Source organism: Isosphaeraceae bacterium EP7 (assembly GCA_038400315.1).
Lineage (GTDB): Bacteria > Planctomycetota > Planctomycetia > Isosphaerales > Isosphaeraceae > EP7.
The window spans coordinates 3,501,757-3,527,041 of the sequence record CP151667.1 but is presented as its reverse complement, the minus strand read 5'-3'; the positions used below and the strand labels follow the sequence as shown (position 1 = coordinate 3,527,041).

Genomic DNA, 25,285 nt, shown 5'->3' with positions numbered 1-25,285 from the left:
GACAACCGCCGCAAGTCCACTCAACGGCCATCCATGACCCGCAAACCTCCCAGACAAGCTAGCCGGCAAATTCGACCAGGGCTCGAGTCCGGCGGACCCCACCCATTCGTTCCGGAACCTGATGTTGCAAGAATTCGACGCCACCCGCCGTCCCGCGGTTCCCTCTCGCCTGCCCGGACCGTCGCGACACCGAGGAGGGATTGAAGCGGGGAAGGTCGAACATTGCGTGCGTGCATTCGTAGAAGATTTCGCAGGCGGGCGAGGACGTCCAATGTCGCCGCAGCCGGGAAAATCCCCCCACGGGTGAGGCCACGACACCATGACACTCCGCCAGGCCGGGCCGCTCGGGAGCGAGGACGCACAACCCAGGCTGCGAATTTGTTTGACTTTGCTTGAAGAGGCCGGCAGGGTTGCGTATGCTCGGATTGTTAGCCCCCGCCTGAACTGCAGGGTCAGCGCACGCGGCCGGGTCGCCCCAATCGACTTGTCCCGCTGAATCCGGATCGAACCCACCGCCCGCGTCCCCCGGCAATCCCGCCGGTCGTCGCGGGTGACACGCCCCCCGACCCAAATGTTGCGACAGGAGCGATCGATGGACGTTCCAGGGATTGCACGCCGACGTGGCGCCGCGGTCGTCCTCGCATGGATGGCCGCCCTGACCGCGTCGCCGTTGGCCCCCCGGGCCCATGCCGACGAGCCCAAGGCAGCCGCGACATCAGCACCGGCACCAGTCGCGGTCGACCTGGTCGGCACGCCGGCCTCGACCGAGATCCAACCGGCCGAGTCGAGCCTCGTCGGCCGCCGCGCGACCCGCCAGCTGATCGCCTCGGGCACCTACGCCGACGGCTCGACGCGTGACCTGACGCGGGCCCTGGAATGGGTCAGCCTGGACCCGGCCATCGCCAGCGTCTCGGCCAAGGGGCGGGTCACGCCCAAGGCCGACGGCGTCGCCACGATCGTCGCCCGCAAGGGGAGCGTCGAGATCAAGGCGACGGTCAAGGTCGAGGCCATGACCAAGCCCTCGCCCGTGAGCTTCCGCAACGACGTGATCCCGGCGTTCAGCCAGGCCAGCTGCAACATGGGCGCCTGCCATGGCACCCCGACGGGCAAGGGCGGGTTCAAGCTCAGCCTCCGCGGCTACCTGCCCGACGTCGATTACAACGTCCTGAGCCGCGACGTGGGCGGCCGGCGCATCAACCCGATGGCCGCCGAGACCAGCCAGGTCCTGCGCAAGCCCCTGGGCGAGCAGGCCCACGAGGGCGGCCTCCGCCTGGCCCGCAACTCCAAGACCTACGAGGCCATCCACGACTGGATCGCCGAAGGCGCCAAGGATGACCCCACCGTCACCCTGGCCGTGAAGCTGGAGATCTTCCCCGGCGCCCGCGTGCTGAACGCCCCGGCCACCACCCAGCAGACGTTCGCCCTGGCCCACTACGCCGACGGCACCGTCCGCGACGTGACCCCCCTCTGCTACTACGACTCGTCCAACCCCGAGATCGCCGCGGTCGACGCCGACGGTCACGTCACGTTCAAACGCAGCGGCGAGGTGGCGGTCATCGCCCACTACCTCAACCTGGTGGCCAACGTCCGCCTGACCCACTTGGTCGACGTCCCGGGCTTCCAGATCGCCGACGTCCCGCAAGACAGCACGATCGACAAGGCCGTCTTCGCCAAGCTCAACCGGATGCGCATCTCCCGGTCCGAGCCCTGCTCCGACCCCGAGTTCCTCCGCCGGGCCTATCTCGACGGCATCGGCGTCCTGCCCACCCCCGCCGAGGTCAAGGCGTTCCTCGACGACACGTCGCCCGACCGCCGGACCAAGGTCGTGGACAGCCTGCTGGGCCGCCCCGAGTTCCTCGACTTCTGGACGATGAAGTTCGCCGACATCCTCCGGTCCAACGGCCGCCTGATCCAGCCCAAGGGGACCTACGTCTTCAACCGCTGGATCCGCGCCCAGCTCGCCCAGGACATGCCGCTCGACAAGTTCGTCCGCGAGTTGCTGACCGCCGACGGCTCGACCTACCGCAACCCGGCCGCGAACTACTACCGCATCAGCCGCGACCCCGAGAACTCGGTCGAGACCACCGCCCAGCTCTTCCTCGGCGTTCGCATCCAGTGCGCCAAGTGCCACAACCACCCGTTTGAAAAGTGGACCCAGGACGACTACTACGGCTTCGCGGCCTTCTTCTCCAGGGTCCGCCAGAAGAAGGGGAACCTGCCCGACGAGGAGGTCGTCTTCACCGCCGCCAACGGCGAGGTGAACCAGCCCCGCACCGGCAAGGTGATGAAGCCCAAGGCCCTGGGCGGCCCCACCTACGACGACGCACCCGCCAAGGACCGCAGGGCCGACATGGCCACCTGGCTCACCAGCGGCGAGAACCCCTTCTTCGCCAAGAGCCTGGTCAACCGGATCTGGTACCACCTGATGGGCCGCGGCATCGTCGAGCCGGTCGACGACTTCCGCGACTCCAACCCCGCCTGCAACGACGAGCTGCTCGACGGCCTGACGGCCGACTTTGTCAAGGGTGGCTTCAACCTCAAGTCCCTGGTGCGGTCGATCCTGACCAGCCGGACCTATCAGCTGAGCGCCCGGACCAATGAGCTGAACGCCGACGACTCGATCTACTTCTCGCACGCCTACACCAAGCTGCTGCCGGCCGAGGTGCTGCTCGACGCCATCTCGACGGTGACCGGCATGCCGACCACCTTCGACGGCCTGCCCAAGGGTGCCAAGGCGATCCAGATCCCCGACGGCAAGATGGAAAACCCGTTCCTCAAGACGTTCGGCCGGCCCGCCCGCGAGCTGGCCTGCGAGTGCGAGCGAGAGGGCGACTCCAACCTGTCCCAGGCCTTGCAGCTCATCGGCGGCTCGACCGTCAACGGCAAGCTCCGCGACGACGCCGGCCGGATGGCGCAGCTCGCCAAGGGGACCGGAACGCCCGAGGAAATCACCAACGACCTCTACATGATGGCCCTTGCCCGCCGGCCCAACGCCACCGAGCAGGCCGCCTCCGTCAAGCACCTGACCGCCGGAGACCGCCGTCAGGCCGTCGAAGACCTCGGCTGGGTGCTCATCAACTCCAAGGAATTCCTCTTCCGCCATTGATCCGACGGATCGGGATTCCAACCAACAAACGGACGGCCGGGGCGAGGGCAACCTCCCCCGGCCGTCGCTGCATTCCTGGTCGTCACTTTTGATGAGTAATTCGTTTGACAGCTGTCAAACCGACTGCCAATGATCGGTGATCTTGACCTTTCCAGGTTCGGGAGATTCGATCATCGACACACTCACCGGCCGCGCCGTTCCCGGACGGTTGGCGAAACTTTTGGCCATCCTGAGCGTTGTGTGTTTCTGGCTGCTGCCGTTTTCCCCGTTGATTGCCATCGGGGCTGTTTCGGTGACAAGCGGAACGCCGGGCTGGCCTCGCAACCTCGCACTGGCGGGGGCCGCTCTGTGCATCGCTTATACCGTCGTCTTGGCTTGCGTCATGGTCCGACTCTCATTCACTCTGATCTGAAGCCGAAGGATCCTCCGGCCATCGTCGCCGGACTCGCAAGTTCCGTGAGAACCGAGCCCTTCTCAAATGGTGGCATAACCCCATGCGATCAACGATCGTCGGCCGAGTTTTCGGGCATGCGATGGCCGCGCTCGTTGGAGCCCTGGTCTTGACGATGATCTCGTGGGCACGTCCAATTGATGCGGCCCAGGGGGTCGAGCGGACGACAGACGAGCTGGCCGAGGCACGCGTTGCGTTGGCTCGCAAGACCATCGCGGAGTTATCGGTCCTCGCCAAGTCAAACGTCGGAGACATCGCGCTGAGCGGGCCGGAAATCGCAGCCTGGCGCCGCCGAATCGCCGAGACTCGCCATGAGCTGGGCGGTCAAGAGGCTGAGGTGATTGCCGATCTCGCCGCTTATCTCAAATTCGCCAAAGAGATGCTCGACGAAGCGAAGTTCAAGGCGAAGACTCCGGGAGCATCGATCCAATACGACGTCGCCGAAGAGGCCGAATACCGGGTGCTGGAGGCCGAGAGCTGGCTGGTCCAGGCGAAGGCCCGACTCAAGCATTGAACCGGGTGTATCCCCGGGTCATCGTCGTGTCAGCCTGACGAGCCAGAAACGAAATCGGATCATCCGAGGCGTCAACCCGACTGGGATTGTCTTTTCGGGCGAGTCAACTCAGAATGCGCGGGCGCCACCGATGGGCGCGTGAGGATCGGGGCGGCCGAGCATGATGCTGGCGGCCCGGCGGGGGATTGAACCCGCCGCACAACGAAGTCGCAGCATGGAGGCTCAACAATGGCTCGCTGGTACATCGACCGTTCCCCGCAGGCGGATGCCCCCTCGGCCCACTTCAGGCGGCTGATCGCCGAACCTGGCGTTGATGGCGAGGCTGGGAACGAAGAGCGACCTCGGCGCGAGACGGTGCGGACCTCCGCGGCGATCTCGGGACGCAGGCTTGAGGTGCGCGGGCATGTCGGCCAGGCCTTCGGGCGGAGCCTCTCGGGGCTGGCGGCCGAGCGAGACCGGTCGAGCGTCGGCCGGCTGCAAGTCATCGTGCCCGACACCGACATGGCCCGCGGGTCGCTCTGCCACACGCTGGCCGGCGATCCCTCGGCGCGGATGCAGGTCGTCGGCGTGGCCGGCACCCGGGGCAAGGCGGCGACCGCCCTGCTCATCCGGTCGATCCTGGAAGCGGCCGGCGAGCGGGTCGGCTGGATCGGCTCCTCGGACTGGTCCGACGGCCTGACCACCCGCCCCAGCGGCCCGAGGCTGCCCGACGCCGAAGGGCTCTCGCTGATGCTCGCCGCCATGGCCGACCGGGGCTGCTCGGCCGCCGTCGTCGAGTTGCCCAACGAGGCCCTCGACGGCCGCAGGGCCGACGGGATCAGGTTCGCCGCGGGCGTGGTGACTACCCTGGACGACCCGCTCTGCGACGACGGCGAGGCCCGCGCCTGGCGCCGACGCGCCGCAGCCCGCCTGATGAAGCAGGTCCGACCCGGCGGGGCCGCCGTGGTCAACGCCGACGACCGCGATGCCGACCTCCTGGGCGCCGTCAACCTGGACGCCGACCGCGTCTCGTTCGGCCTGGGCGACGACTCGGGCATCGGCGCCGTCATCGAGCGCATCGACGCGCGTGGCTCGCGGTTCCGCCTGGTCGGGCTCGACGGCGAGGCCACGGTCAGCCTCTCGCTGGTCGGCCGCGGGCACGTCGAGCATGCCCTGGCCGCCGCGGGCGTGGGCCGGGCCCTGGGCCTGCCGCTCGACGCCATCGTCGCCGGCCTTGAATCCGCCGCCCGCATGCCTGCGCGGCTCGAACAGGTCTCCGAAGGCCAGGACTTCGACGTCCGCGTCGACGCCGCGTGCACCGAGGGCGAACTGAGCTCGGCCCTGGGAACGCTGCGTGCCCTGGGCGCTCGCCGCATCCACTGCGTGCTGGGGGCCGAGGGGGACCGGAATCGAAACCGTCGCCTGGGACTGGCCCGCGCCGCCGAGATGGGGGCCGACTCGGTGATCCTCACCGCCGACAACCCACGCACCGAACCCCTCGACGCGATCCTCGACGACCTGCTCGCGGGCTTCCGCCGCCCCGGCCGGGTCCGGGTCTTGCCCGACCGCCGCGCGGCCATCGAGGCCGCGCTCGCCGCCGCCAAGCCCGGCGACGCCGTCCTGCTGGCCGGCAAGGGGCGCAGCGGCGTCCAGATCCTGGCCAGCGGGGTCATCCCCTTCGACGACGCCGCCATCGCCGCCGACTGGCTCCGCGACCGCCATTGAGCAGGGCGACACACCTCCGCCCGATCCCCCGGCGTCATGCCCCTGCGTGGCATGAGCATGGCAGCCGGGACAGCCGGGGCGGCCTTCGGTCGGGGCTCAGCGGATGACGTCGGCGAGGTCGTCGACCAGGCGGTCGAGGGCCTCGCGGGTGAGCTGGCAGGGGACGGGGTGACGCTCGCGGTCCGTCTCATCGAAGGCGACCCGGCCCAGGGTCAGGTGGCCGTCGTCGCGCAGGTTGGCCTCGTAGTAGGCATGAACGTCGCCTCGCTGCGAGGGGGGCTGGCTGCGGATCACCACGCCGGCGCCTTGCGGGTCGTGCTCGACGACGGCCAGCGGCTCCATCAGGTACGACAATCGGCCGGCGACGCGGTCGGCGCGGCCGCGCAGCTCGGCCGGGGTCTTGTCGTTCACCCCCTCGGCGGCGAAGTCGAGGCGGTCGAACGAGACGCCCACGGGCCCGCCGGCCACCAGGTCGAGCTCGACCCGGTGCGGGCCGTTCTCGACGGACACCTTCGCGGGCAGGCGGCCGGCATCGATCGAGTCAACCGCGGCGGACAGGTCTCGGCTCAGGCTGCTCATGGCTGATTCCCCCGAGCGGGCGGACGGAGTGCTCCGACCCGTCGAATGAGAGGAGGTTCGCCCGCCCGTCGATGATCGTCTCCAGGTGGACCGGGCGGGTCCAGAGTCGGTGCAGGTGGCGCAGGGTGTCCTGGGCGTGGTCCAGCTTCAGGTCGGCGCCGAAGTGCTCGTGCAGCAGGTACATCTCGCCGCGGTTGCGGTGGTTGCCGTCCTTCACCCGGATGATCGGCTGGCCGAAGTTGGTCAGGCCGAAGAGCAGCCGCTCCTTGATCTTCTTGAACTCGCGGCTCTCGATCTCGTACGTCTCGCTCAGGTCGTTGTGCTTGAAGCTGAACAGGCCGTGACGCCGGCAGAACTCGGGGGTCAGGAACGTGTCGATGAACGTCACGTCATTATAGATGCTCCGGACCTCGAAGATCTTCTTGCGGCCCAAGCCGAGCTTCTTGTCCCAGCGCCGCTTCACCTCGGAGTTCTCGCACTCGTCGTACTCGGGGCCGAACTGGCCGCGGTCCCAGCGCTCCTCGATGTCGCGGAACAGCTCGATGCCGAGCTTGTAGGGGTTCAGCCTGCCCGGCTGCGTGGCCATCGTCCCCGAGTGATGGTCGGCGTAGTCGACCAGCTCGGAGGGCTCGAGCGTGCGGGTGGTCATGATGGTCGAGTGCCAGAACGAAGCCCAGCCCTCGTTCATGATCTTGGTCTGACCCTGGGGGGCGAAGTAGTACGCCTCCTGCCGCACGATGTCGAGCACGTCGCGTTGCCAGGCGTTCAGCGGGGCGTGCTCCAGCAGGAAGAGCATGACGTCGCGCTCGGGCTGCTCGGGGAACTGCCTGGCCTTCTGCGCCTCGGCCTCTTCCCTGCGGGCCATCTCCTTGAGGTACTCCGGCGGATTCACGTACGAATCCATGTAGTCCTTGCTGCGGAACTTGCGGCCGACCCCCTCGGCCTCGCCGGCGGCCGAGAAGTCGTACCGGTCGGGCGTGCCCCGCCGCTTGATGAACGGCGAGTAGATGTCGATCAGGTTCTCCAGCGACAGGCAGCTGTCGATGAAGCTCTCGACGGTCTCCTCGCCGTGGCGTTCCATGGCCGACCGGATCCGGTTGCCGTGGTTGGCCGTCTCGTCCATCATCTTGCGGCTGGTCTGGCTGAACCAGACGTTGTTCTTGAAGAAGTCGTTGTGGCCGTAGACGTGGGCCATGACGAGCTTCTGGTCGACCCGCTGGTTGCAGCGCAGCAGGTAGGCGTAGCAGGGGTCATTGTTGATGACCATCTCGTAGATCTTCTGGAGCCCGTAGCGATAGCCCTTGGAGAGCTGCTCGTACTCCATGCCGAACCGCCAGTGGGGGTAGCGGGTGGGGAAGCCCCCCAGGGCGGCGATCTCGGAGAGCTCGTCGTAGTCGAGCACCTCGAAGACGGTGTCGTAGAAGTCCAGGCCGAACTCGCGGGCGTGCCCCTCGATCTCGACCTGGAGCGCGCGGAGGTCGGCCGGCAGGTTGTGCTCGGTGCTCATGATCGACATCGGCGATCGCCCCCCTGTCCGGGCCGGGCTGCTCTTGGCTAGCGGCCCCGTCCCAGGAATTCCTTGATCGAGTCGTAGATGCCGTCCTTGTTGCGGATCTCCGAGAGGGCCAGGTTGGGCACGTCCTCGAAGGCCTCTTCAAGCTCGCGATAGAACTCGCCGGAGCCGTAGGGGCTCTCCACCTGGCCATAGCCGAAGAGGTTGCACTTGGGCAGGATCGAGTCGCGCAGGGTGGCGATGCACTGGCGATTGTCCTCGCCCCAGTTGTCGCCGTCGGAGAAGTGCAGGACGTAGATGTTCCAGTCGGCCGGGGGGTGGTCGGCCTCGATGATCTTGTTCGCCAGGTTGTAGGCCGAGCTGATCCGCGTGCCGCCGCTCTCGCGGGTGTGGTAGAAGGTGTGCTGGTCGACCTCGCGTGCGACGGCGTCGTGGATGATGTAGCGGGTGGTCACGCCGTCATACTGGCTGCGCAGCCAGGTGTCGATCCAGAAGGCCTCGATGCGGACGATCTCCTTCTGGTCGTCGGTCATGCTGCCCGAGACGTCCATCAGGTAGAGCACCACCGCGTTGGTGTGCGGCAGCGAGATCGGGTTCCACGACCGGTAGAGCTTGTCCTCGCGGACGGGGATCACCAGCGGGTCGGCGGGGTTGTAGGTATTCGAGGCGATCTGCCGCTTCAGGGCCTTCTTGTAGGTCCGCTTGAAGTGCCGCAGGCTCTCGGGCCCGGCCTGGCGGATGCCGGTGTACTTGTCCTTCTCCTCGACGATGTTGGCGCGACCCTTGGGCTGGATGCGCGGCAGGGCGAGCCCCTCGCCGAGGATCTCGGCCAGCTCGTCCATGGTCAGCTCGACCTCGAGGATGTGCTGGCCGGGGGAGTCTCCCGCGGCCCCCTCGCCCTGGCTGGGGTCGTCGCCCGAGCGGCCGATGGGGGTGCCGACGTCGCCGGGACCCTGGCCGACCCCGCCGCCCCCCTTGGGGCCGTAGCGGAACTCGGGGATCTGGATCTGAGGCAGGGGGATGGAGACGAACTCCCCCCCGGTCTTGCCGATCATCTCGCCATGCGTGATGTACTTACGCAGGTCGGCCTTGATCTTGCCGCGGACGATCTGCTTGAACCGGTTGGCGTCCCGCTCGATTTTTCGGACCACGGCCTGATACCCTCGCCGTTTGGGACGATCCGCCGCGGTCCGCGCCTCGGCCGACGCCGGCGAGCCGAGACGGTGCGCTCCATCGCGTCCCGCGTCGGGCGGGCCCGGGGCTGGCGTCGGCCCGCCGCACGGCCTCGGGCCTCTTCGGGCCGGGGTCGCGCGACGAGTCCTGCGTCTCAAACGTATACCAAGGACACCCGTTCGATCAAGCCACGACGGGCCGCTTCTTGCGATTCCGCAACGCGGCCAGCCCCAGGCCCAGGGCCGCGCAGGTGCCGCCCATCAACAGGCTCGAGGGCTCGGGCACCGGGTTGACGCCCTGAACCTCGAAATTATAGGCCGTCGGCGCCAGCCCGTTGAAGCCGATCCCGATGTTGTCCACCCCCCCGTCGAACGAGCCCCAGCCCGACCCGATGCCCGAGCTCAGGCCCACGATCAGGCTGTCCTCGCTGAACCCGAACCGGTTGCCGGCCAGGGTCTGGGCGGGGTCCAGGTTGATGTAATCGCTCAGCGTGTTGCTGAACACCTCGGTCCCGTTGACCCACATCTTGGCCGTCGGGTTGCCGGCCGTGCCCGGGTTCGTGTGGAACAGGTCCTCATGGGTCCAGGTGTCCGACGGGGCCGGGCCCGCCGTCCCGGCGTTGTACACGCGCTCGAAGATGAGGTAGCCGATCCCCTGGCTCCCCTGGATGATCAGCCGGAGCGTGGGGTGCAGGTGGGCCGTCGCGGCCGAGGCGCCCGAGCGGTACCAGTCGTAGCTCAGGCTCGTCAGGTCGCCGAGCCTGCCCAGCGGGGCGTACAGCTCCACGTCCGCCTTGGCATTCCCATCGGTCCCCTTGAAGTGAACCGAGCCGGTCGAGCCCGTGGTCGGATTCGGGTCGCGGTAAGTCCCGTCGATGCCCACCGTGCCGCCGACGCGGACATTGGCGTAGTTCCAGCCCGTCGCCCCGATGGCCTGGCTCTTGTCCCTCGGGGGGTTCGGCCCGGTGTGGGTGAACGCGTCGCCGCCGACGGCGTTCGACCGGATGACGACCTCGCCGGCCGCGACCTGCCCGATGCCCATGCCCAGAACCGCCGCGAGGCCGAAGCCGAAAATCCGGAGAGACTTCGTCATGATCGGGACCTCTTTGGATGCGTCGTCAGGAGCCACCTCGCAAACGTAGTTGACGTTCGCGCGGGCCCAGGAAGGAAATGACGCGACGTCCCGCCCCCCGAGGCCGCACGCCGTCCATGAGCCGGCGCCGCATCCGAACTCGCCAGGGCACCTCGACCACGTGCTGAGCGGCAACGGGTCGAAGAGTCTTGATCCATGATCGATCGCGGTCGGGCCGGAATCGCGGCGCGAAGGCGTCGCCTGCGAGGCCCGACGCATCGGGAATCTCGGTTGGCGGGACGGGCGAGTCTCGCCCCGCCGCGGCCGCCGATCGCCCGGCTCGTGCCTCGCCCAAGATCGGACGCGCGGGCCTACCAGCCACGCCCAGGCAAGCGTTCAGGCCGAAGCAATCCCGTTCACAATGGCCACTTCCACCATGCGAACACTACGTCCAGACGCTCCCGATCGCCATGGATCCGCGGAAACACCGGGAATGGGGAGAGGATGAATTTCTTCAAACAAGCCTAATTTAGTTGACACATCCGCGTCCGAGCCGGATGCTGCAGGGAGCCATCGTCGGGGTGCCCTTCCGGGGGCGAAGGCTTCGATGGTCACTTCTTGATTTCAGTGCCCTACAAGTCGTGCCCTCTGTCATCGTCGCGCGGCGGGTCCGCCGACCGATCGGGGGGCGTCCGTCTGGCACGGGTGGAATGCTCCCGCTGCGTCAGGCGAGTGCGCATCCATGCCGTCGGACCCAGTGCGTTGTGAGGAGACTCATGATGAAACGGTCACGTGGCTTCACGCTCATCGAGCTGCTGGTGGTCATCTCCATCATCGCGGTGCTCATCGCGCTGCTCCTCCCCGCGGTCCAGAGCGCACGCGAGGCCGCCAGGCGGGCGCAGTGCATCAATAACCTGAAGCAGCTGGGCCTGGCGATCCACAATTACCACAGCTCGCAGGACACCTTCCCCATCGGCGAGCTGCGGCCCGGCTTCGGCCCCAACGGCATGAACGGGGCCTGGCAGTACTGGGGCGCCCTGGCGATGATGGCGCAGTACATGGAGCAGGGCGCGGCCTTCAACTGCCTGAACTTCCAGTACTGGGCACCTTCGGACGATGCCAACGCCACGACGCTGAACATGAAGGTCGCCTCGTTCCTCTGCCCGTCGGACGGGGTGCGCGACCAGGTGATCCAGAACAACTACAAGGCCAGCACCGGCACGTTCGCCAAGATCCAGCGGGGCGGCGGCAGCAACGGCCAGGGGATCGGCCTGCCCACAAACGGGCTGTTCACCGTCGACATCTGCTACGGGCTCCGGGACTGCACCGACGGCTCGTCGAACACCATCGCCTTCGGCGAGCAGGCCGGCGGCGACGGCCAGCGCGGCAAGTGGAGCCGCTCCGACGGCTGGGGCGGCGGCGCGGGAATCTGGGACATCACCGCGGGCGGCGACCCCGTCACGGGCAATGCCCTGGTCGAATTCGCCCTCTTCAAGCAGCTCGAGGCCCAGTGCGACCTCAACGGCTACCAGAAGGTCGGCGTCACCGAGGCGAACTGGGCCGGACGCTGGTGGACCGTCGGCGGGTTCAACCTCTCGCTATTCAACACGATCCAGCCCCCCAACGGACCGCACGTCATGGGCTGCCGGACCGACTGCAGCGCCGACTGCTGGCCCGAGCAGAACGGCCCCGCGATGGCCACCAGCACCCACCCCGGCGGCGCCAACTTCATGATGGCCGACGGCAGCGTCAAGTTCATCAAGGACACCGTCAACCAGCAGACCTACATGGGCCTGGGAACCCGCAACGGCGGCGAAATCGTCAGCTCTGACGCGTACTGATCAGACCCGCTCAATCCCTCGACACCGGGGCGTTGTCCCGAGCGACACTCCGGAGCGGGCGGGCGTCCCATTCGCGCGGGGACGCCCGCACCGCGGACACCTTCACCAGGAAGTTATGGGAGTTTCCTCGCATGAACGCCAGGGCCCTCGTGCGTTTCCGCGTGCTCATCCTCTTCCTCACGTTGCCTGCGCTCATGGGCCTGCAAGGTTGTGGAGGCTCTGAAGCGGCCAGTGGGCCGAGCGACCCGACGACTCAATCCGTCTCGAAGTACGAGCAGGAGATCAACAAGAGCAAGGCGGCCAACTCCAAAAAGAAGCTCACCAAGGCCCGCTGATCGATCGCCCCGTAACGGCCCGTCCGGGCGAGGCGACCAAGACTGACTGACGAGCAGGGTCGGAGTGCCCCCGGCCCTGCTCGTCGTCCGGTCGCTCGTGGTCTCGGATGGATCTGGCCGATCGCTACCCGATGGAGGAAAATCAACGGGGCGGCGCGTGGTCGGCAATTCTCAGGATCTCCCAGGAACTCCGGCTCGCCACGCTTGCGCTCGGGTGCCGGTCGGCACGTCCAGGCGACCGAGGCGGTGCGAGACGCGAACATGAGCAGCGGATACGACGAGAACTGGACGTCCGACGCACTTGAACGCGGCGATGTCGACGCGGTCAGGCGGCGAGTGCTGGACGACCCGACCTACCTCAGGTCCCGCGAGCTCTGCGAGACCGCCCCGTTGATGTTCGCCGTCCAGTTCGACGACGCCGACCTCGTTCGCTTCATGCTCGACCATGGCGCCGCCCCCGACCCGGACGTGGACGACGGTTACACGACCCTGCTCACGGCCATCGAGTCGACCGAACCGGCGTCGACCCAGATCGTCTCCATGCTGATCGAGGCGGGCGCCGACATCCACCGGACCGGGATGAACGGATATACCCCGCTCCACATGGCGGCCTCGAAAGGCCACGCCGAGAAGGCTCGATTGCTGCTCGACGCGGGCGCGACCATCGACCGACGCAAGGAGATCGACGCCGCCGAGACCCCGCTGATGGAGGCCGCCTTCTCCGGCCGCGTCGAGACGGTGAGGCTCCTGCTCGAACGGGGTGCGGATCCCACCTTGCGAGACACGATCCAGGAGCGAACCCCTCTCGAAATCGCCGAATACTCCAGCAAGGGCCCCGACCCGGACGTTCTTGAGTACCTCAAATCGGTCTACACCAGGCCGCGGAGCGTCGCCGACCTCTGCGAGTCCCTGGATCTGACCCCCGAGACGCGCGCGATGATGGAGGAACACTTACCCGAGCTGGACATGGTGGAGCAATACCGCGCCTGCTCGGAGCGGATCGCACGCGAGGGTGACTTCGAGGGGGTGATCCGGTTACTTTCGGTGGCCATCAAGCGGCCCGGGCACGACCGGCCGCCGACGTCCCGCTGACTTCCGAGGAGCCCGACCATGCGCCTCCGCCCCTGCCCCGCGATTGCCTGCGTCCTCCTCCTTCATGCCGCGACCTGCACACCCCTCCACGCTCAGGCTCCCGCCGACGACGACGCGGCCATCCGCGTGGTGGTGCAGAAATACGTGGATTCCCGCGAGGCGAAGGATCCGAAGGCCATCGAGGCCCTGCTGACCGAGGACGCCGACCAGCTCGTTTCCGACGGGACCTGGCGGAAGGGCCGCGACGTCCTGGTGAAGGGGATGCTGGCGTCCTCGGCGAAGAACCCGGCCAGGCGCACCATCGACGTCGAGACCGTTCGCCATCTCTCCCCGGACATCGCGCTCGTCGACGGCCGCTACCGGCAGCTCGGCGGCGAAGGTGCCGGGAAAACCCGCGAGATGTGGACGGCGATCACCCTGAAACGCGGGCCCGACGGCTGGCGGATCGCGGCGATCCGCAACATGCTGCCGGCGTTGAACTGATGGGCGATTGAGCATCCTCGAATGTCAAAGGGGGCCTGCGGCCCGTTGACCGCACGCCCCCTTTGGATCTTCGGCGATGAGTCCGCGTCGATCGGTCAGTGGCTGCCGCGCTTGACGTCGCCGCGGGCGAAGATGCTGGCGACGTAGTTGAGGACGTCGGTGGCGGAGTCTTCGTCGTAGCCGTAGGTGCGGATGAGGCGACCCTTGACGATGTCGATCTTCTCCTGCGTGTCCTTGTCGACCACGTTGGAGACCAGGCTCGTCAGCTTGATCGTGTCCTTCTGGTCCTGGAACAGCTTCAATTCCAGGGCTTTTTGCAGGCGTTCGTTGGTCTTGTAGTCGAACTTCTTGCCGTCGAGTGACAGCGCGCCGATGTAGTTCATGATCTCGCGGCGGAAGTCGTCCTTGCGGCTCTCGGGGATGTCGATCTTCTCCTCGATCGACCGCATCAGGCGCTCGTCGGGCTCCTCGCTCTGGCCGGTGTACTTGTTCTTGACCTTCTCGCGCTGGGTGTAGGCCTTGACGTTGTCGATGTAATTGGAGCAGAGCCGCGTCAGGGCCTCCTCGTCGGCGGCGATGGCGCGCTGGACCTCGTTCTTGACGATGTCCTCGTATTCTTCCTTCACGATCGACAGCAGGTGCTTGTAGTGCTTGCGCACGTCTTCGTTGTTGATGAGCGAGTGGTGCTTCAGGCCCGATTCCAGCTCGTTGAGCACCATGAACGGGTTGACCGACCGCTCGTCGGCGTGCGAGACCAAGGCGTTGGAGATCTTGTCCTGCACGTACCGCGGGCTGATCCCGTGCATCCCCTCGCGCTCGGCCTCTTCGCGCAGCTCCTTGATGTTGTCCTCGGTGAAGCCCGGCAGGGTCTTGCCGTTGTACAGCTTCAGCTTCTGCATCAGGGTGAGCCCGGCGTTCTTGGGCTCCTCAAGCCGCGTGAGCACCGCCCACATCGCGGCCACCTCCAGGGTGTGCGGCGCGATCTTCTTGCCGCGCACCTTGCGGGTGTTGTAATCCTTCTCGTAGATCTGCACCTCGTCGGAGAGCCTGGTCACGTACGGCACGTCGATCTTGACGGTCCGGTCGCGTAGGGCTTCCATGAACTCATTCGACTGGAGTTTCTTGTACTCGGGCTCGTTGGTGTGCCCGATGATCACCTCGTCGATGTCCGTCTGCGCGAACTTCTTCGGCTTGATCTTGTGTTCCTGGCTGGCCCCCAGCAGGTCGTATAGGAAGGCCACGTCCAGCTTCAAGACCTCGATGAACTCGATGATGCCGCGGTTGGCGATGTTGAACTCGCCGTCGAAGTTGAACGCGCGCGGGTCGCTCTCGGTGCCGTACTCGGCGATCTTGCGGTAGTTGATGTCGCCGGTCAGCTCGGTCGCGTCCTGGTTCTTCTCGTCCTTGGGCTGGAACGTGCCGATGCCCACGCGGTCCTGCTCGGAGAGTACCAGCCGCCGCACCCGCACGTCCTGGAGCACCCGCTCCAGGCTCCCTTCATAACGAGCCATGCGCTCGTTGAACGTCTGGCGGCAGAACGGGCAGAGGTCCCCCTCGATGATGACCTCGTATCCGCCCGGCTCCACGTTCCGGTTGAGCTGGGCCAGGAACTGGGGGCGTAGGTCGTTGGTGACGAGGTGCAGCGGGTCCTCGTGCATCGGGCAGTCGACATACGTCTCCAGGCCGTCGATCGCCTCCTCGCGCCAGCCGAACGTGAAGAGGGCCCCCTCGTCGGAGCGCGAGTAGGCCTCAAGTCCCTTCTTCAGGAGCCGTGCGATCGTGCTTTTGGAGCTGCCCACCGGGCCGTGCAGCAGCAGCACCCGGCGCTCGGTGCCGTAGCGGTTGGCGGCGCTCTTCAGGACGTTGACCAGGCTCATCACCGTGCGGTCGAGCCCGAAGATGGCGTCGTCGCCGTTGTTGGTCGGGTCGTCGAAGAAGCGGAACCGGGTCACCTTCTCCTTGTTGACCACGGCCTCCTCGGTGCCGTGGCTGAGGATCATATCGTACAACCGCTGATAGGCGGTGCGGGTGACCCGTGTGTCGCGCTGGACGACGTCCAGGTAGTCGGCGAAGGTGCCGTGCCAGTTCATCTTCTGGTAGTCGGCCAGATTCTGGCGGTCGGCGATCAGGGCGATCAGATCCGTTCCTGCGGGCATGAGCGGATTCCCTCCTGAGCGTTGGATCCGACGAATGGATCGGGCGCACGCGCGTCGGGCCGGGCAGCCGGGCCGGCACCTTCGCGGGCCGGGGGTCTCCCGATGCGGGCGGGTCCGGATTGTCAAGCCGAGCAAGCTGAAGGGGGTGGACGGGCCCGGGATCCGGGGCCCCGGACGGGCCGCCGGCGAGGTCCGCCCCCGAATGGGCCGGAGGGTCGAGCTGGGTCTCCGCGTCGAGTGGGCGGGACAGGGCGACGGTCAGGGCCTCCGATGCCCGGCTCCGCCACCCACGTCTAATTACAGCCTTCGGCCTCTCCGCCTGTCAAGCACGCGAGCACCCGCCGCTTCGACGCCCGCGGGCTCAGGCGAACTCGACCTGCTCCACCTTCAGCGCCGGCGTCACCTCGACCACCTCGATCGCATCCACGCGCGCCGACGACCGCCCCAGCTCCACCATCGCCGAGAGCACCAGCAGCCCGACCGGCAGCGTCGCGTAGTGTGCATAAGCGTCCGCCGCCGCCAGCACCCAGCCCTGCGGCGGCAACGCCAGCACCAGCCCGTACACCAGCGCGGCCGCCAGGCCCGCCGCCACGCCCCCGCCGAGCAGCACGCCCACCAGCCGGCCGCCCCCGGCACGCAGGAGCCGGACATACCCCGCCAGCGAGGCCCCCGCGCCGCCGGCGCCGTTCCAGGCCACCGAGCCCGCCAGCCCCGCCGTCACCAGCGCTACCCCCTGCATCGCCGCCAGGCCGGGCCCCAGCTGCCACCACATCGCGGCGGCAACCCGGCTGTCGGGGAATAGCCCCGCCACCTGCGGATAGGCCAGCACCGTGAACGTCGCTAGGTAGCGCGAAGGGATCGCCGCGAGGCACGCCAACGACGTCGCGGGCATCAGCCCCAGCACCCTCATCGGGTCCAGCGGGCCCCCGGCGGGGCCCCCCTCGCCCGAGTCTCGCAGCTCGCTCAGCACCCAGGCCAGCAGGGCCCCGTCGCACAAAAGCATCAGCGAGGGGATCACCAGCGACTCGACCCCCAGGCATCCCCCCATCGGCAGATCCCTGGCCCCCATCACCCTCGATCCGACCCGGTAGAACGCATAGATCGCCATCGCGCCCCAGCTCAGCGACGCCCACCCCGACCCGGCCCGCAGCAGGTCGCTCGTCGAGTCCGTCGCCGCCTTCCAGCGGTCCGACGACGCCTGGAAGATCAGCAGCGCCGCCAGCAGCAGCAGCGGCGTGTTGTCCGCCAGCCCGCACAGGTCGCGTAGCGGCGTCAGGGCCGCCAGCACGCCGTGCTCCGCGGCCAGTTCCGCCAGCGACCTCGACCGGGTCAGCCGCAGCAGGTCTTCCTGGCCCCTGGACAGGGAGAAGTACCCCAACGCCTGGTCGGCCGTCCATGACAGGACCGCCAGGCCGATCGTCGCCGCCACCACCCGGCCCGCCTTGCGCAGCCGGCCCATCGCCGCCGCCAGCAGCCTCGCATGCCCGGCGGGGTCCAGCAGCTGCACCAGCGCACGCCTCGGCCCTTGCAGCACGACCGAGACCAGCAGCAGGGCCGACAGCCCTCCCAGCCAGCACCAGAGGCCCGTCGCGCCCGGCAACGCCCCCGGCGAGGAGAGCGTCAGGCTGGCGCACCAACGCCTCAGCGCCTGCAAGGCCAGCGCCGTCCCCCCCGCCGTCCCGGGGCCCGGCGTCGTAGCGGCCTGACCCCACAGCAGCAAGCCTTCCACCACCGCGAAGCCCCCCGCCCGGCACCCTCGCCCCCGCGCGGCCCGATCACACAGATCGCCACGCCCGGCCCGCGACGATTGTACTAGGCGAGACCCGCCGCCACCACGCGCTCAGCGCCCGGAATCCCGCCAGAGCCAGCGGAGGATCTCCGGCATCAACATCCCCCCGTGGTCGTCCGAGTGCCCCCCCTCGCCAATCTCCACCTTCAGGTCATACCCCTTCGACTTCAAGGCCTCGATCATCGCCAGGTTCTGCAAGTGCCAGTCGCGGGTCGGCCGCTTCGGGTTCCGGTTGTCCAGCACCCCGTCCTGCAAGAACACCCGGATCGGCTTCTTCTCCGCCTTCAGCACCATCTCGGGATAGACATGACCGCCGCGGATGTCGGTGAAGCTGCCGATCAGGCTGATCACCTTCCGGAACGCGTCGGGCCGCTCCCAGGCCACGTTGAACGCGCAGATCGCCCCGCTGCTGGCACCGCCGATCGCCCGGCCCTCGGGGTCCTTCGTCAGGTTGTACGTCTTCCCCACCTCAGGCAGCAGCTCGTCGACCAGGAACCGCGCATAGGCGTCCCCCAGCGAGTCATATTCCACGCTCCGGTTGTTGGGGTTTCCGGTACCGATCGAATCCGGGAACTCCTCCCCGCGCTGCCCTGGGGTGATAAAAAGCCCGATTGTCACCGGCATCTCCCCCTTGGCGATCAAGTTGTCCATCACCACCGGCAGCCGCAAAACCCCCGACGGGTTGATCGCCCTGGCCCCGTCCTGAAACACGAGCAGGTCCGCCGCCTTGGCCTTGTCATACTGCGCCGGAACATAAACCCAGTACTTCCGCACCGTCCCGGCCAGCGCCTTGCTCTTGAACAGGAACGGCCCCGTCACCTTCCCCTGCGGCACCCCCTCCTTCACCTGCGAATCCGGCCCCAGCTCATACCGTTTCGGGACCGCCTTCTTCGCCACCACCTCCTGCCCCACGGCCGCCGAGCACATCAAGATCGCCAGAATCGGGCCCATCTTCATCGGTCCATCTCCCAAAAGCCTCATCCAGACATCGGCCCCGATTCTCCCCCCACCTCAGACCCGAGTCCACCCCCCGGACCGGGCTCCCCGGAACGGCAGATCGACCGAAATCACGCCCCATCACGGGTCGTGTCGAACCCGGTCCGTGGAAAAATTTCGACCCAACGCGGCCGGGCAAATCGATCCTGACGCCTAAGGATTGAGGTTTTATTTTTTAGGAGATCAGCAGAGGCTTGGGGTCGCCATAAGCCAACGATTCGCATGAGTTGCCCCAGTGCCCAGGCCGCGACCCTTTTGAAACTCGAGTTCGAGAAGGAGCGCGGATCGATGCGACTCGGAAAACGATCGCTCGTCGTGAGCATGGGTTGTCTCGCAGCCACCGTCTGGCTCTTCGGGATGGGGACGAACTCGCGGGTTCCTCGCGCGAGTCGAACGTCCAAGGGCGCGTCCGTCGCCCCGTTGTCGAAGGCCGCCAGGCAGGCCGCGAGGTTCGTGATCGGCGAGAACTTCCCGGACCCGAATGCCCCGGGCACGCCGGCTCGCGTCTATGTCGACCGCTCCGAGATCGATCAGGGCATCTACCGGGCGATCCTCGGCGGTGCGCCGGCGCGTGAGGATCGGACCCTCGCGGAGTTGAAGACGTCGCTCAACTCGCGTGCCTCCGCGTCCCTCGCCGCCTATCAGGCGGAGCACGACCGGCTGCCCGACCCGCCTCAATCGCCCAGGCAAGCCTTCCAGTTGTTCCAGCTCCGGCGCCAGATCGCCTTCGTGCACATGGCCGAGGGCCGATTCGGCGAGGCGACCTCGTGGCTCGAATGGGCCATGGAAGTGAGCGGGACGCCGGGGATGCCGGCCGACCTCCGCGCCAACGTGCGGGCCTTGCTCGGCGTCGTTGCCCTGCGTCAAGGGGAGCTGGCCAACTGCATCGCCTGCCTCGGCCCTTCCAGCTGCATCCTGCCCATCGCGCCCGAGGCCGTCCACACCCGCAAGGCCGGCTCGCGCGAGGCGATCCGGCAATTCACGATGTATCTGGAAGATCGCCCCGGCGACCTCCGCGTCCGCTGGCTGCTCAACCTCGCTTACATGACCCTCGGCGAGTATCCGGACAAGGTCCCGCCGGCCTACCTGATCAAGCTCGACCCGCCCGACGCGACGCCCGACCCGGGCCGATTCAGTAACGTCGCCCCGCTGGTCGGCCTCGATGCCAGGGGCCCGAATCTCGCCGGCGGCAGCATCTTCGACGACTTCAACGGCGACGGCCTCCCCGACCTTTTCTCCACCTCGCTCGACGCTGACAAGGGCGCCGCCCTCTTCGTCAATCGCGGAGACGGCACCTTCGAAGACCGGTCCACCTCGGCCGGGCTCGACGACCAGATCTACGCCCTGAACGTCGCGCGGGCCGACTACGACAATGACGGCGACCTCGACGTCGTCCTCCTGCGCGGCGGCTGGGAGAAGCCGATGCGGATGTCGCTGCTGCGGAATACGGGCGCGGGCGCCTTCGAAGACGTCACCGATGCCGGCGGCCTGGCCGAACCCATCCAGTCGGAGGCGGCGGCCTGGGGCGACTTCGACAACGACGGCCGCCTCGACCTGTACGTCTGCGGCGAGTATCTCAACGCCGACGGCAACCCGACCGCGGGCCGGCGAGACCCGCGGAACCGCAGCCGGCTCTACCGCAACCAGGGCGACGGCACGTTCGTCGACGTCGCCGGGTCGGCGGGCGTCCTGAACGACCGCTGCGCCAAGGGCGTCGCCTGGGGCGACTACGACGACGACGGGCACCTCGACCTCTTCGTCTCGAACATGAACGGGGCCAGCCGCATGTATCGCAACAAGGGCGACGGCACATTCGTCGATGTCGCGGCGGAAGTCGGCATCGCCGGCTCGGCGTCCAGCTTCAGCTGCCTCTTCTGGGACTACGACAACGACGGCCGCCTCGACCTCTTCCTCAACGATTTCGCGGGCACCCTCTCCGAGTCGGTGGCCGACCTGATGGGGCTCCCGGTCGCGGGCGGCGGCCATCCTCGCCTCTACCGAAACATTGGCGACGGCAAGTTCCGCGACGTGAGCCAGGACGTCGGCCTCGGCCGGCCAATCCCGGCGATGTCGGTCAACTGCGGCGACATCGACAACGACGGCTTCCTCGACCTCCACCTCGGCACCGGCTGGATGTCCTACGCGGGCCTGATCCCCGACAGGACCCTCCGCAGCGTCGGAGGGGGCCGCTTCGAGGACGTCACCGGCCCCACCGGCACCGGCCACCTCCAGAAGGGCCACGGCATCTCGTTCGCCGATTGGGACTTCGACGGCGACCTCGACCTCTACGCGGTCCTGGGCGGAGGCTTCCCGGGCGACCGTGGCTACAACACCCTGTTCCAGAACCCCGGCCAGGGCCGCCACTGGCTCAAGCTCAAGCTGGTCGGCAAGCAGACCAACCGCTCCGCCATCGGCGCCAAGATCCGCGTCGACATCGAAGCCCCCGGAGGCCCCTCGCGATCGATCTTCCGCACGGTCGGCAACAACGGCAGCTTCGGAGGCAACAGCCTGAACGAGCTGGTCGGCCTCCTCGACGACAAGTCCGTCGCCCGCCTGACGATCACCTGGCCGACGAGCAAGACGACCCAGACCTTCCACGACCTCGCCGCCGACCAGGCGATCGAGATCACCGAGGGCTCCGACACCTTCGTCGTCCTCCGCCAACCGCCGCTCCACGGCCCGAAGGTCGCGACGAAGGGCGAGAACATCCGCAAACTGATCGCGATCGGAGTCAACAAAGACACACACTGATCTCGACGAAATTCTGACGCGTCTCCGCGCAACATCCGGCGAATTTCGGGCTCCGAATAAGAGACCACCCCGATGACCGGGCCGGCGACCGGTGCCGGCGAGAACACCGACGAGAAGGGCATGCTCGTCATCGGATCGGTCGCCGGGAATGTCCTCGACGACCGATGTCGGGGAAAATTTCCCAAATTTTCAATTTTATGTGATCGGAACGCGCGAATTTCAGGATAGTTCAAGAGAGAGCCCCGCGCACGCGACGCCGCGTGCTCCGGGGACCATCGCCGATGCCGGCGAAAACCACCAACGAGCCCGCACCCCAAGGAAGCGATGCAGCACCATGGGTACGCTTGAAGTCAGCCAGAAGCGCATCGACGCCAACCGCAAGAACGCCATGCGCAGCACCGGGCCGAAGACGGCCGATGGGAAGGCGAAATCCAGGCGCAATAGTCTGGTGCACGGGATGGCCGGGTCGGGCCTGGTGTTGCCCGAGGCCGAGACGGCCGCCGCCGCGGGGCGGACCCTGGAGTTGTGCTCAACGCTGCAACCGGCCAATGCGCTCGAATGCGCGCTGGTCGAGACCGTCGCCGCCGAGAGCCTGCGCATCGAGCGTTGCCGGCTCGAAGAACGACTCGCCCGCGACTTCCGCGCCCGCCGCGCCCAGCATTGCTGGGGCGACGAACGCAGGGCCTCGATCGCCGTTCAGGCCCGCACGCTCAAGAAGACGCCCGCCCGGACCGCCTCGGAGCTGGCCACGTCGTCGCCCGGCTGCGACTGGCTGACCGCCCGCTGGCGGATGCTCGGCCAGGCCCTCGACGTCAACGGCTGCTGGACCGAGGAGCAGGACGAGCTGGCCCTCGACCTCCTGGGCATCGACCCCGAACTCCGCGACCAGCCCACGCCCATCGACACCCTCGAAGGCGTCAACCCGCTCGAACACTGCAAGAACCTCGTCGACGACCAGGTGAACCGACTCCTCGATCGCAAGGAGCAGGTCCTCGACGCCATCGAGGACGAAATGCAGGAGGCAGTCTCTCTGGGCCTCGACGTCACCGCCGACCCCGCCCTCGCCCTCATCCGCCGCTACGAAGCCGCCAGCCTCCGCCGACTCCGCTGGGCCCTCGGACTCCTCCAGAAGGCCAAGGGCCAACCCGAAGCCCCCGCCCCTCAACCTCCCGTCGAACGAACCCACCAGGCCCCCGAACGAACCCATCAAGCCGGGTCAAATCCGCCAGAACGAAGCCACTTCACCCCCATCATGCAGGCCATTCAGGCCCAGGCCGCATCGCAACCGGCCCCGGCCGAGCGGCCCGCGCCCGCCCAGCCCAACACCCGGGCCCTCCGGAAGCTCCGCCAGGCCAAGGCCCGCCGTCGCGCCGCCGAAGCCCGGCTCCTCGCCTGCTGATCTCAGGCCACCGCACGCGCCCTAAGACTCTTTGACAATTCGATGCGAATGATCGGCGACCTTGGCATCAAGTCAGGGCCGAGGCTCCCGCATGGGCGCTCAGGCTGCGCGCGAGCATGGCACCCTGAGGACTTCCAGCCTTAGAGCGTCTAACATTATCCCTCTCTTATTAGATACTCTTACTGATTCCGGTGACAATACGGGCCAGGCGCGTACCAATCAGGGGCGGATGGAAGATCGCCCCAAAAACCCCAGTCGCAGAGCATCTCAATCCAAGTGGCACGGTCGTACCTCGTGTAGCAACCTCGTCCGAGACAGGATTCTGAGTAACCGTCACCTCGAGGATAATTGGCTTCTGCCGATGGCTCACCACCAACAGAGATAAGAGTGCCGATAGACCCGCCGTACTCATGCACGAGGGCGAGAGCTTCAAATCGTTCGCCGCTGAAAGCGGTGGCGGTGTAGGGAGAGGAGAATTGGAAACCCAAATCCTTCGCCGCGTCACGCCAGGCTGCAACGCACTTGGCTTCCATTCTTGTCATAAATATACCTCCAAGTGAAAGCAATGCCCAGAGGACCAGCCCGCTGAGCGACTATTGACTTAGTACGAGCCGACGAGAAGGGCTTAGCCAAGATTACGGAAGTCGTTCACCGCGTGCGGTTAGATGCGCTTACAAGCTCGGACAAAACCCCCGGCAAAGCCGGGCAGATGGGAGGGTGCTCGGGTCTTGCCAGAGCCGTTCATCAACCGGGAAGGATGATATTGTGGTAGATATCCTGCACATCATCACAATCATGGAGCATGCCTAGCAGTTTCTCGAACGAGCCCAATTCTTCACCGCTGAGAGTCTTGCTGACCTGCGGTAGAAATCTGATTTCCTGGATGTCCAGCTCCAGGCCGGGGAACGCCTCGAGCAAGGCCGTTTTCGCTTTGTAGAACTCGGAGGGAGGGACGAAGATGGTCATCGTGCCATCCTCGCATTCGACCTCTTCGACGGTCACGTCCGCGGCGAAGATCGCCTCGATCACTTTCTCCTCGTCGTCACCGGGGAAAGAAAGGACCGCCAGGTGATCGAAGGACATCACAACGGATCCATTGGCAGCCAATTTGGAATTGGTCTTGTAGAAACAACTGCGGACATCGGCGATGGTACGCGTACTGTTGTCGGTCAAGCATTCGACAATGAGTAAGGAGCCGCCGGGACCAAACCCCTCATAACGTGCGGCCTGGAAATCCTCGCCTCCCGCGCCGGCCGCTTTCTGGATCGCCTTTTCAATCACATGATTCGCGACGTTATCGCGCTTGGCTCGTTCGACGAGGTTGCGCAGAGTCGGGTTGGCGTCCGGGTCGGGCACACCATTCTTGGCGGCCATGTACAATTGCTTACCGTACTTGGAAAAGAGCTTTGACTTCTGATCGGCGGTTTTGAAGATCGACTCTTTGCGTTTTTCGAAGATTCTTCCCATTCGAATCTCTGCCTTTTCATTTTCCCGACGGTGCCGAGCCAAGAGTGGATTCGCCCCTCATTGTAGAGGAAACCTCCTCGATTGCAATTCAACCGTCGCCGACGACGGCCGGGCTGATCGGCGTGCAGGCGGCCGAGGGCTTCCTGGGGGTCCGGGCGGCATCGCTGGGTGCCGCGGGGTCGCGAGGTTCGCTCGGTCGAGCTTACGGGCAAGGGCGGCGATCTGGGCCAGGGCGTCGGTCACGGCTCTGACGAGACCCGGGCACCCTCCCAACTTCCCGGGCATTGCCGGAGGATTTGTCCGAACTTTTTCCGCCGGACCAAGATCCGAGATTGAGGCGAGGGTGACATGTCGTCAGGCCGGAAGGCCCGGCTCGATTCCTCGATGTGGTCGAAATGGAGGCCAGGAAACGCCGATGGCGAATCAGAAACCGTCGAACTCGTTCTTCCCTCCCGACGGCCCGATTGAATTGCACACAGCGGCCGGGAGCGGGAATCTCGAAGAGGTGATCAAACTGCTGGGCGAGGGATGCGACATCAACGCGTTCGACTTCGTCGGGCGCACCCCGCTGCATCATGCGGCGGCGGCGGCACATCTGGAGGTCGTGGCCTACCTGATCGCCCACGGGGCCGACGCGAATGCCCAGCATGTGGCCTCGATCGGCAATACGCCGCTGGGGGAGATCGCCGGCGGCTGTTCACTGGCGATGGTCAAGATGCTGGTCGCGGCGGGGGCCGACCCGACTCGGCGTGGCTGGATGCAGCTGAACGCGCTCGACAAGGCGAAATCACGCAAGCGGAATGAAGGGCCGAGTATCTATCGGTTCCTGCGATCGGTGGTCAAACGGTGAAAAACACGGGGGTAT

19 protein-coding genes are annotated in these 25,285 nt (G+C 66.8%); 10 read left to right on the top strand and 9 right to left on the bottom strand.

Annotated features, from left to right (window positions below; translation table 11 throughout):
• Positions 1-592: 592 nt before the first annotated feature.
• Entirely contained in the window at positions 593-3,106 is a 2,514-nt protein-coding gene (locus EP7_RS13605) for a DUF1549 domain-containing protein (protein WP_463521527.1), read from the top strand.
• A 114-nt stretch (positions 3,107-3,220) separates the two neighbouring features.
• On the opposite strand, the gene EP7_RS13600 is transcribed toward EP7_RS13605, so the two are convergent.
• Entirely contained in the window at positions 3,221-3,385 is a 165-nt protein-coding gene (locus EP7_RS13600; protein WP_463521524.1) for a hypothetical protein, read from the bottom strand.
• A gap of 215 nt (positions 3,386-3,600) precedes the next feature.
• Here EP7_RS13600 and EP7_RS13595 point away from each other — a divergent pair, with 215 nt between their 5' ends.
• Positions 3,601-4,071, top strand: coding sequence for a hypothetical protein (locus tag EP7_RS13595; RefSeq protein WP_463521522.1), 471 nt, complete (start codon positions 3,601-3,603; stop codon positions 4,069-4,071).
• A gap of 228 nt (positions 4,072-4,299) precedes the next feature.
• On the top strand, positions 4,300-5,775 hold the full coding sequence (locus tag EP7_RS13590) for a Mur ligase family protein (RefSeq protein ID WP_463521520.1): 1,476 nt from the start codon (positions 4,300-4,302) through the stop codon (positions 5,773-5,775).
• A gap of 96 nt (positions 5,776-5,871) precedes the next feature.
• Here EP7_RS13590 and EP7_RS13585 read toward each other — a convergent pair whose 3' ends face one another.
• The 4 genes from EP7_RS13585 to EP7_RS13570 all read right to left on the bottom strand — a co-directional run bounded on the left by EP7_RS13585 (position 5,872) and on the right by EP7_RS13570 (position 10,132).
• Entirely contained in the window at positions 5,872-6,354 is a 483-nt protein-coding gene (locus EP7_RS13585) for a hypothetical protein (RefSeq protein ID WP_463521518.1), read from the bottom strand.
• Positions 6,317-7,861 (bottom strand): SpoVR family protein, encoded by a 1,545-nt coding sequence (locus EP7_RS13580; RefSeq protein ID WP_463521516.1) that lies wholly within the window; start codon positions 7,859-7,861, stop codon positions 6,317-6,319. Before EP7_RS13580 ends, EP7_RS13585 begins: the two co-directional genes overlap by 38 nt.
• 47 nt (positions 7,862-7,908) lie before the next feature.
• The gene (locus EP7_RS13575; protein WP_463521514.1) at positions 7,909-9,018 is read right to left on the bottom strand and encodes a DUF444 family protein; all 1,110 of its coding nucleotides are present in this window, start codon (positions 9,016-9,018) and stop codon (positions 7,909-7,911) included.
• A 205-nt stretch (positions 9,019-9,223) separates the two neighbouring features.
• Positions 9,224-10,132, bottom strand: coding sequence for a hypothetical protein (locus EP7_RS13570; protein WP_463521512.1), 909 nt, complete (start codon positions 10,130-10,132; stop codon positions 9,224-9,226).
• A gap of 758 nt (positions 10,133-10,890) precedes the next feature.
• On the opposite strand from EP7_RS13570, the gene EP7_RS13565 reads away from it, so the two are divergent.
• The 4 genes from EP7_RS13565 (at position 10,891) to EP7_RS13550 (ending at position 13,862) form a co-directional block, all read left to right on the top strand.
• Positions 10,891-11,952, top strand: coding sequence for a DUF1559 family PulG-like putative transporter (locus tag EP7_RS13565; protein ID WP_463521510.1), 1,062 nt, complete (start codon positions 10,891-10,893; stop codon positions 11,950-11,952).
• A 131-nt stretch (positions 11,953-12,083) separates the two neighbouring features.
• The gene (locus tag EP7_RS13560; protein WP_463521508.1) at positions 12,084-12,287 is read left to right on the top strand and encodes a hypothetical protein; all 204 of its coding nucleotides are present in this window, start codon (positions 12,084-12,086) and stop codon (positions 12,285-12,287) included.
• A 261-nt stretch (positions 12,288-12,548) separates the two neighbouring features.
• The gene (locus tag EP7_RS13555; RefSeq protein ID WP_463521506.1) at positions 12,549-13,379 is read left to right on the top strand and encodes an ankyrin repeat domain-containing protein; all 831 of its coding nucleotides are present in this window, start codon (positions 12,549-12,551) and stop codon (positions 13,377-13,379) included.
• Positions 13,380-13,397: 18 nt separating this feature from the next.
• Positions 13,398-13,862, top strand: coding sequence for a YybH family protein (locus EP7_RS13550; protein WP_463521504.1), 465 nt, complete (start codon positions 13,398-13,400; stop codon positions 13,860-13,862).
• A 95-nt stretch (positions 13,863-13,957) separates the two neighbouring features.
• Here EP7_RS13550 and EP7_RS13545 read toward each other — a convergent pair whose 3' ends face one another.
• The 3 genes from EP7_RS13545 to EP7_RS13535 all read right to left on the bottom strand — a co-directional run bounded on the left by EP7_RS13545 (position 13,958) and on the right by EP7_RS13535 (position 18,764).
• Entirely contained in the window at positions 13,958-16,018 is a 2,061-nt protein-coding gene (locus tag EP7_RS13545; RefSeq protein WP_463521502.1) for a PrkA family serine protein kinase, read from the bottom strand.
• A 361-nt stretch (positions 16,019-16,379) separates the two neighbouring features.
• Complete coding sequence (locus EP7_RS13540; protein WP_463521500.1) at positions 16,380-17,747, bottom strand: hypothetical protein; 1,368 nt, start codon at positions 17,745-17,747, stop codon at positions 16,380-16,382.
• A 111-nt stretch (positions 17,748-17,858) separates the two neighbouring features.
• On the bottom strand, positions 17,859-18,764 hold the full coding sequence (locus EP7_RS13535) for an alpha/beta hydrolase (RefSeq protein ID WP_463521498.1): 906 nt from the start codon (positions 18,762-18,764) through the stop codon (positions 17,859-17,861).
• Between the two features lie 327 nt (positions 18,765-19,091).
• On the opposite strand from EP7_RS13535, the gene EP7_RS13530 reads away from it, so the two are divergent.
• Positions 19,092-21,554 (top strand): FG-GAP-like repeat-containing protein, encoded by a 2,463-nt coding sequence (locus EP7_RS13530; RefSeq protein ID WP_463521496.1) that lies wholly within the window; start codon positions 19,092-19,094, stop codon positions 21,552-21,554.
• Positions 21,555-21,888: 334 nt separating this feature from the next.
• Positions 21,889-22,953, top strand: a complete 1,065-nt coding sequence (locus EP7_RS13525) for a hypothetical protein (protein WP_463521494.1) — start codon at positions 21,889-21,891, stop codon at positions 22,951-22,953.
• A 744-nt stretch (positions 22,954-23,697) separates the two neighbouring features.
• Here the strand turns inward: EP7_RS13525 and EP7_RS13520 are convergent.
• Positions 23,698-24,420, bottom strand: coding sequence for a YebC/PmpR family DNA-binding transcriptional regulator (locus tag EP7_RS13520; RefSeq protein WP_463521492.1), 723 nt, complete (start codon positions 24,418-24,420; stop codon positions 23,698-23,700).
• A 415-nt stretch (positions 24,421-24,835) separates the two neighbouring features.
• Here EP7_RS13520 and EP7_RS13515 point away from each other — a divergent pair, with 415 nt between their 5' ends.
• Positions 24,836-25,270: an ankyrin repeat domain-containing protein gene (locus tag EP7_RS13515; protein WP_463521490.1), complete on the top strand. Its 435-nt coding sequence runs from the start codon at positions 24,836-24,838 to the stop codon at positions 25,268-25,270.
• The last annotated feature ends 15 nt before the right edge of the window (positions 25,271-25,285 follow it).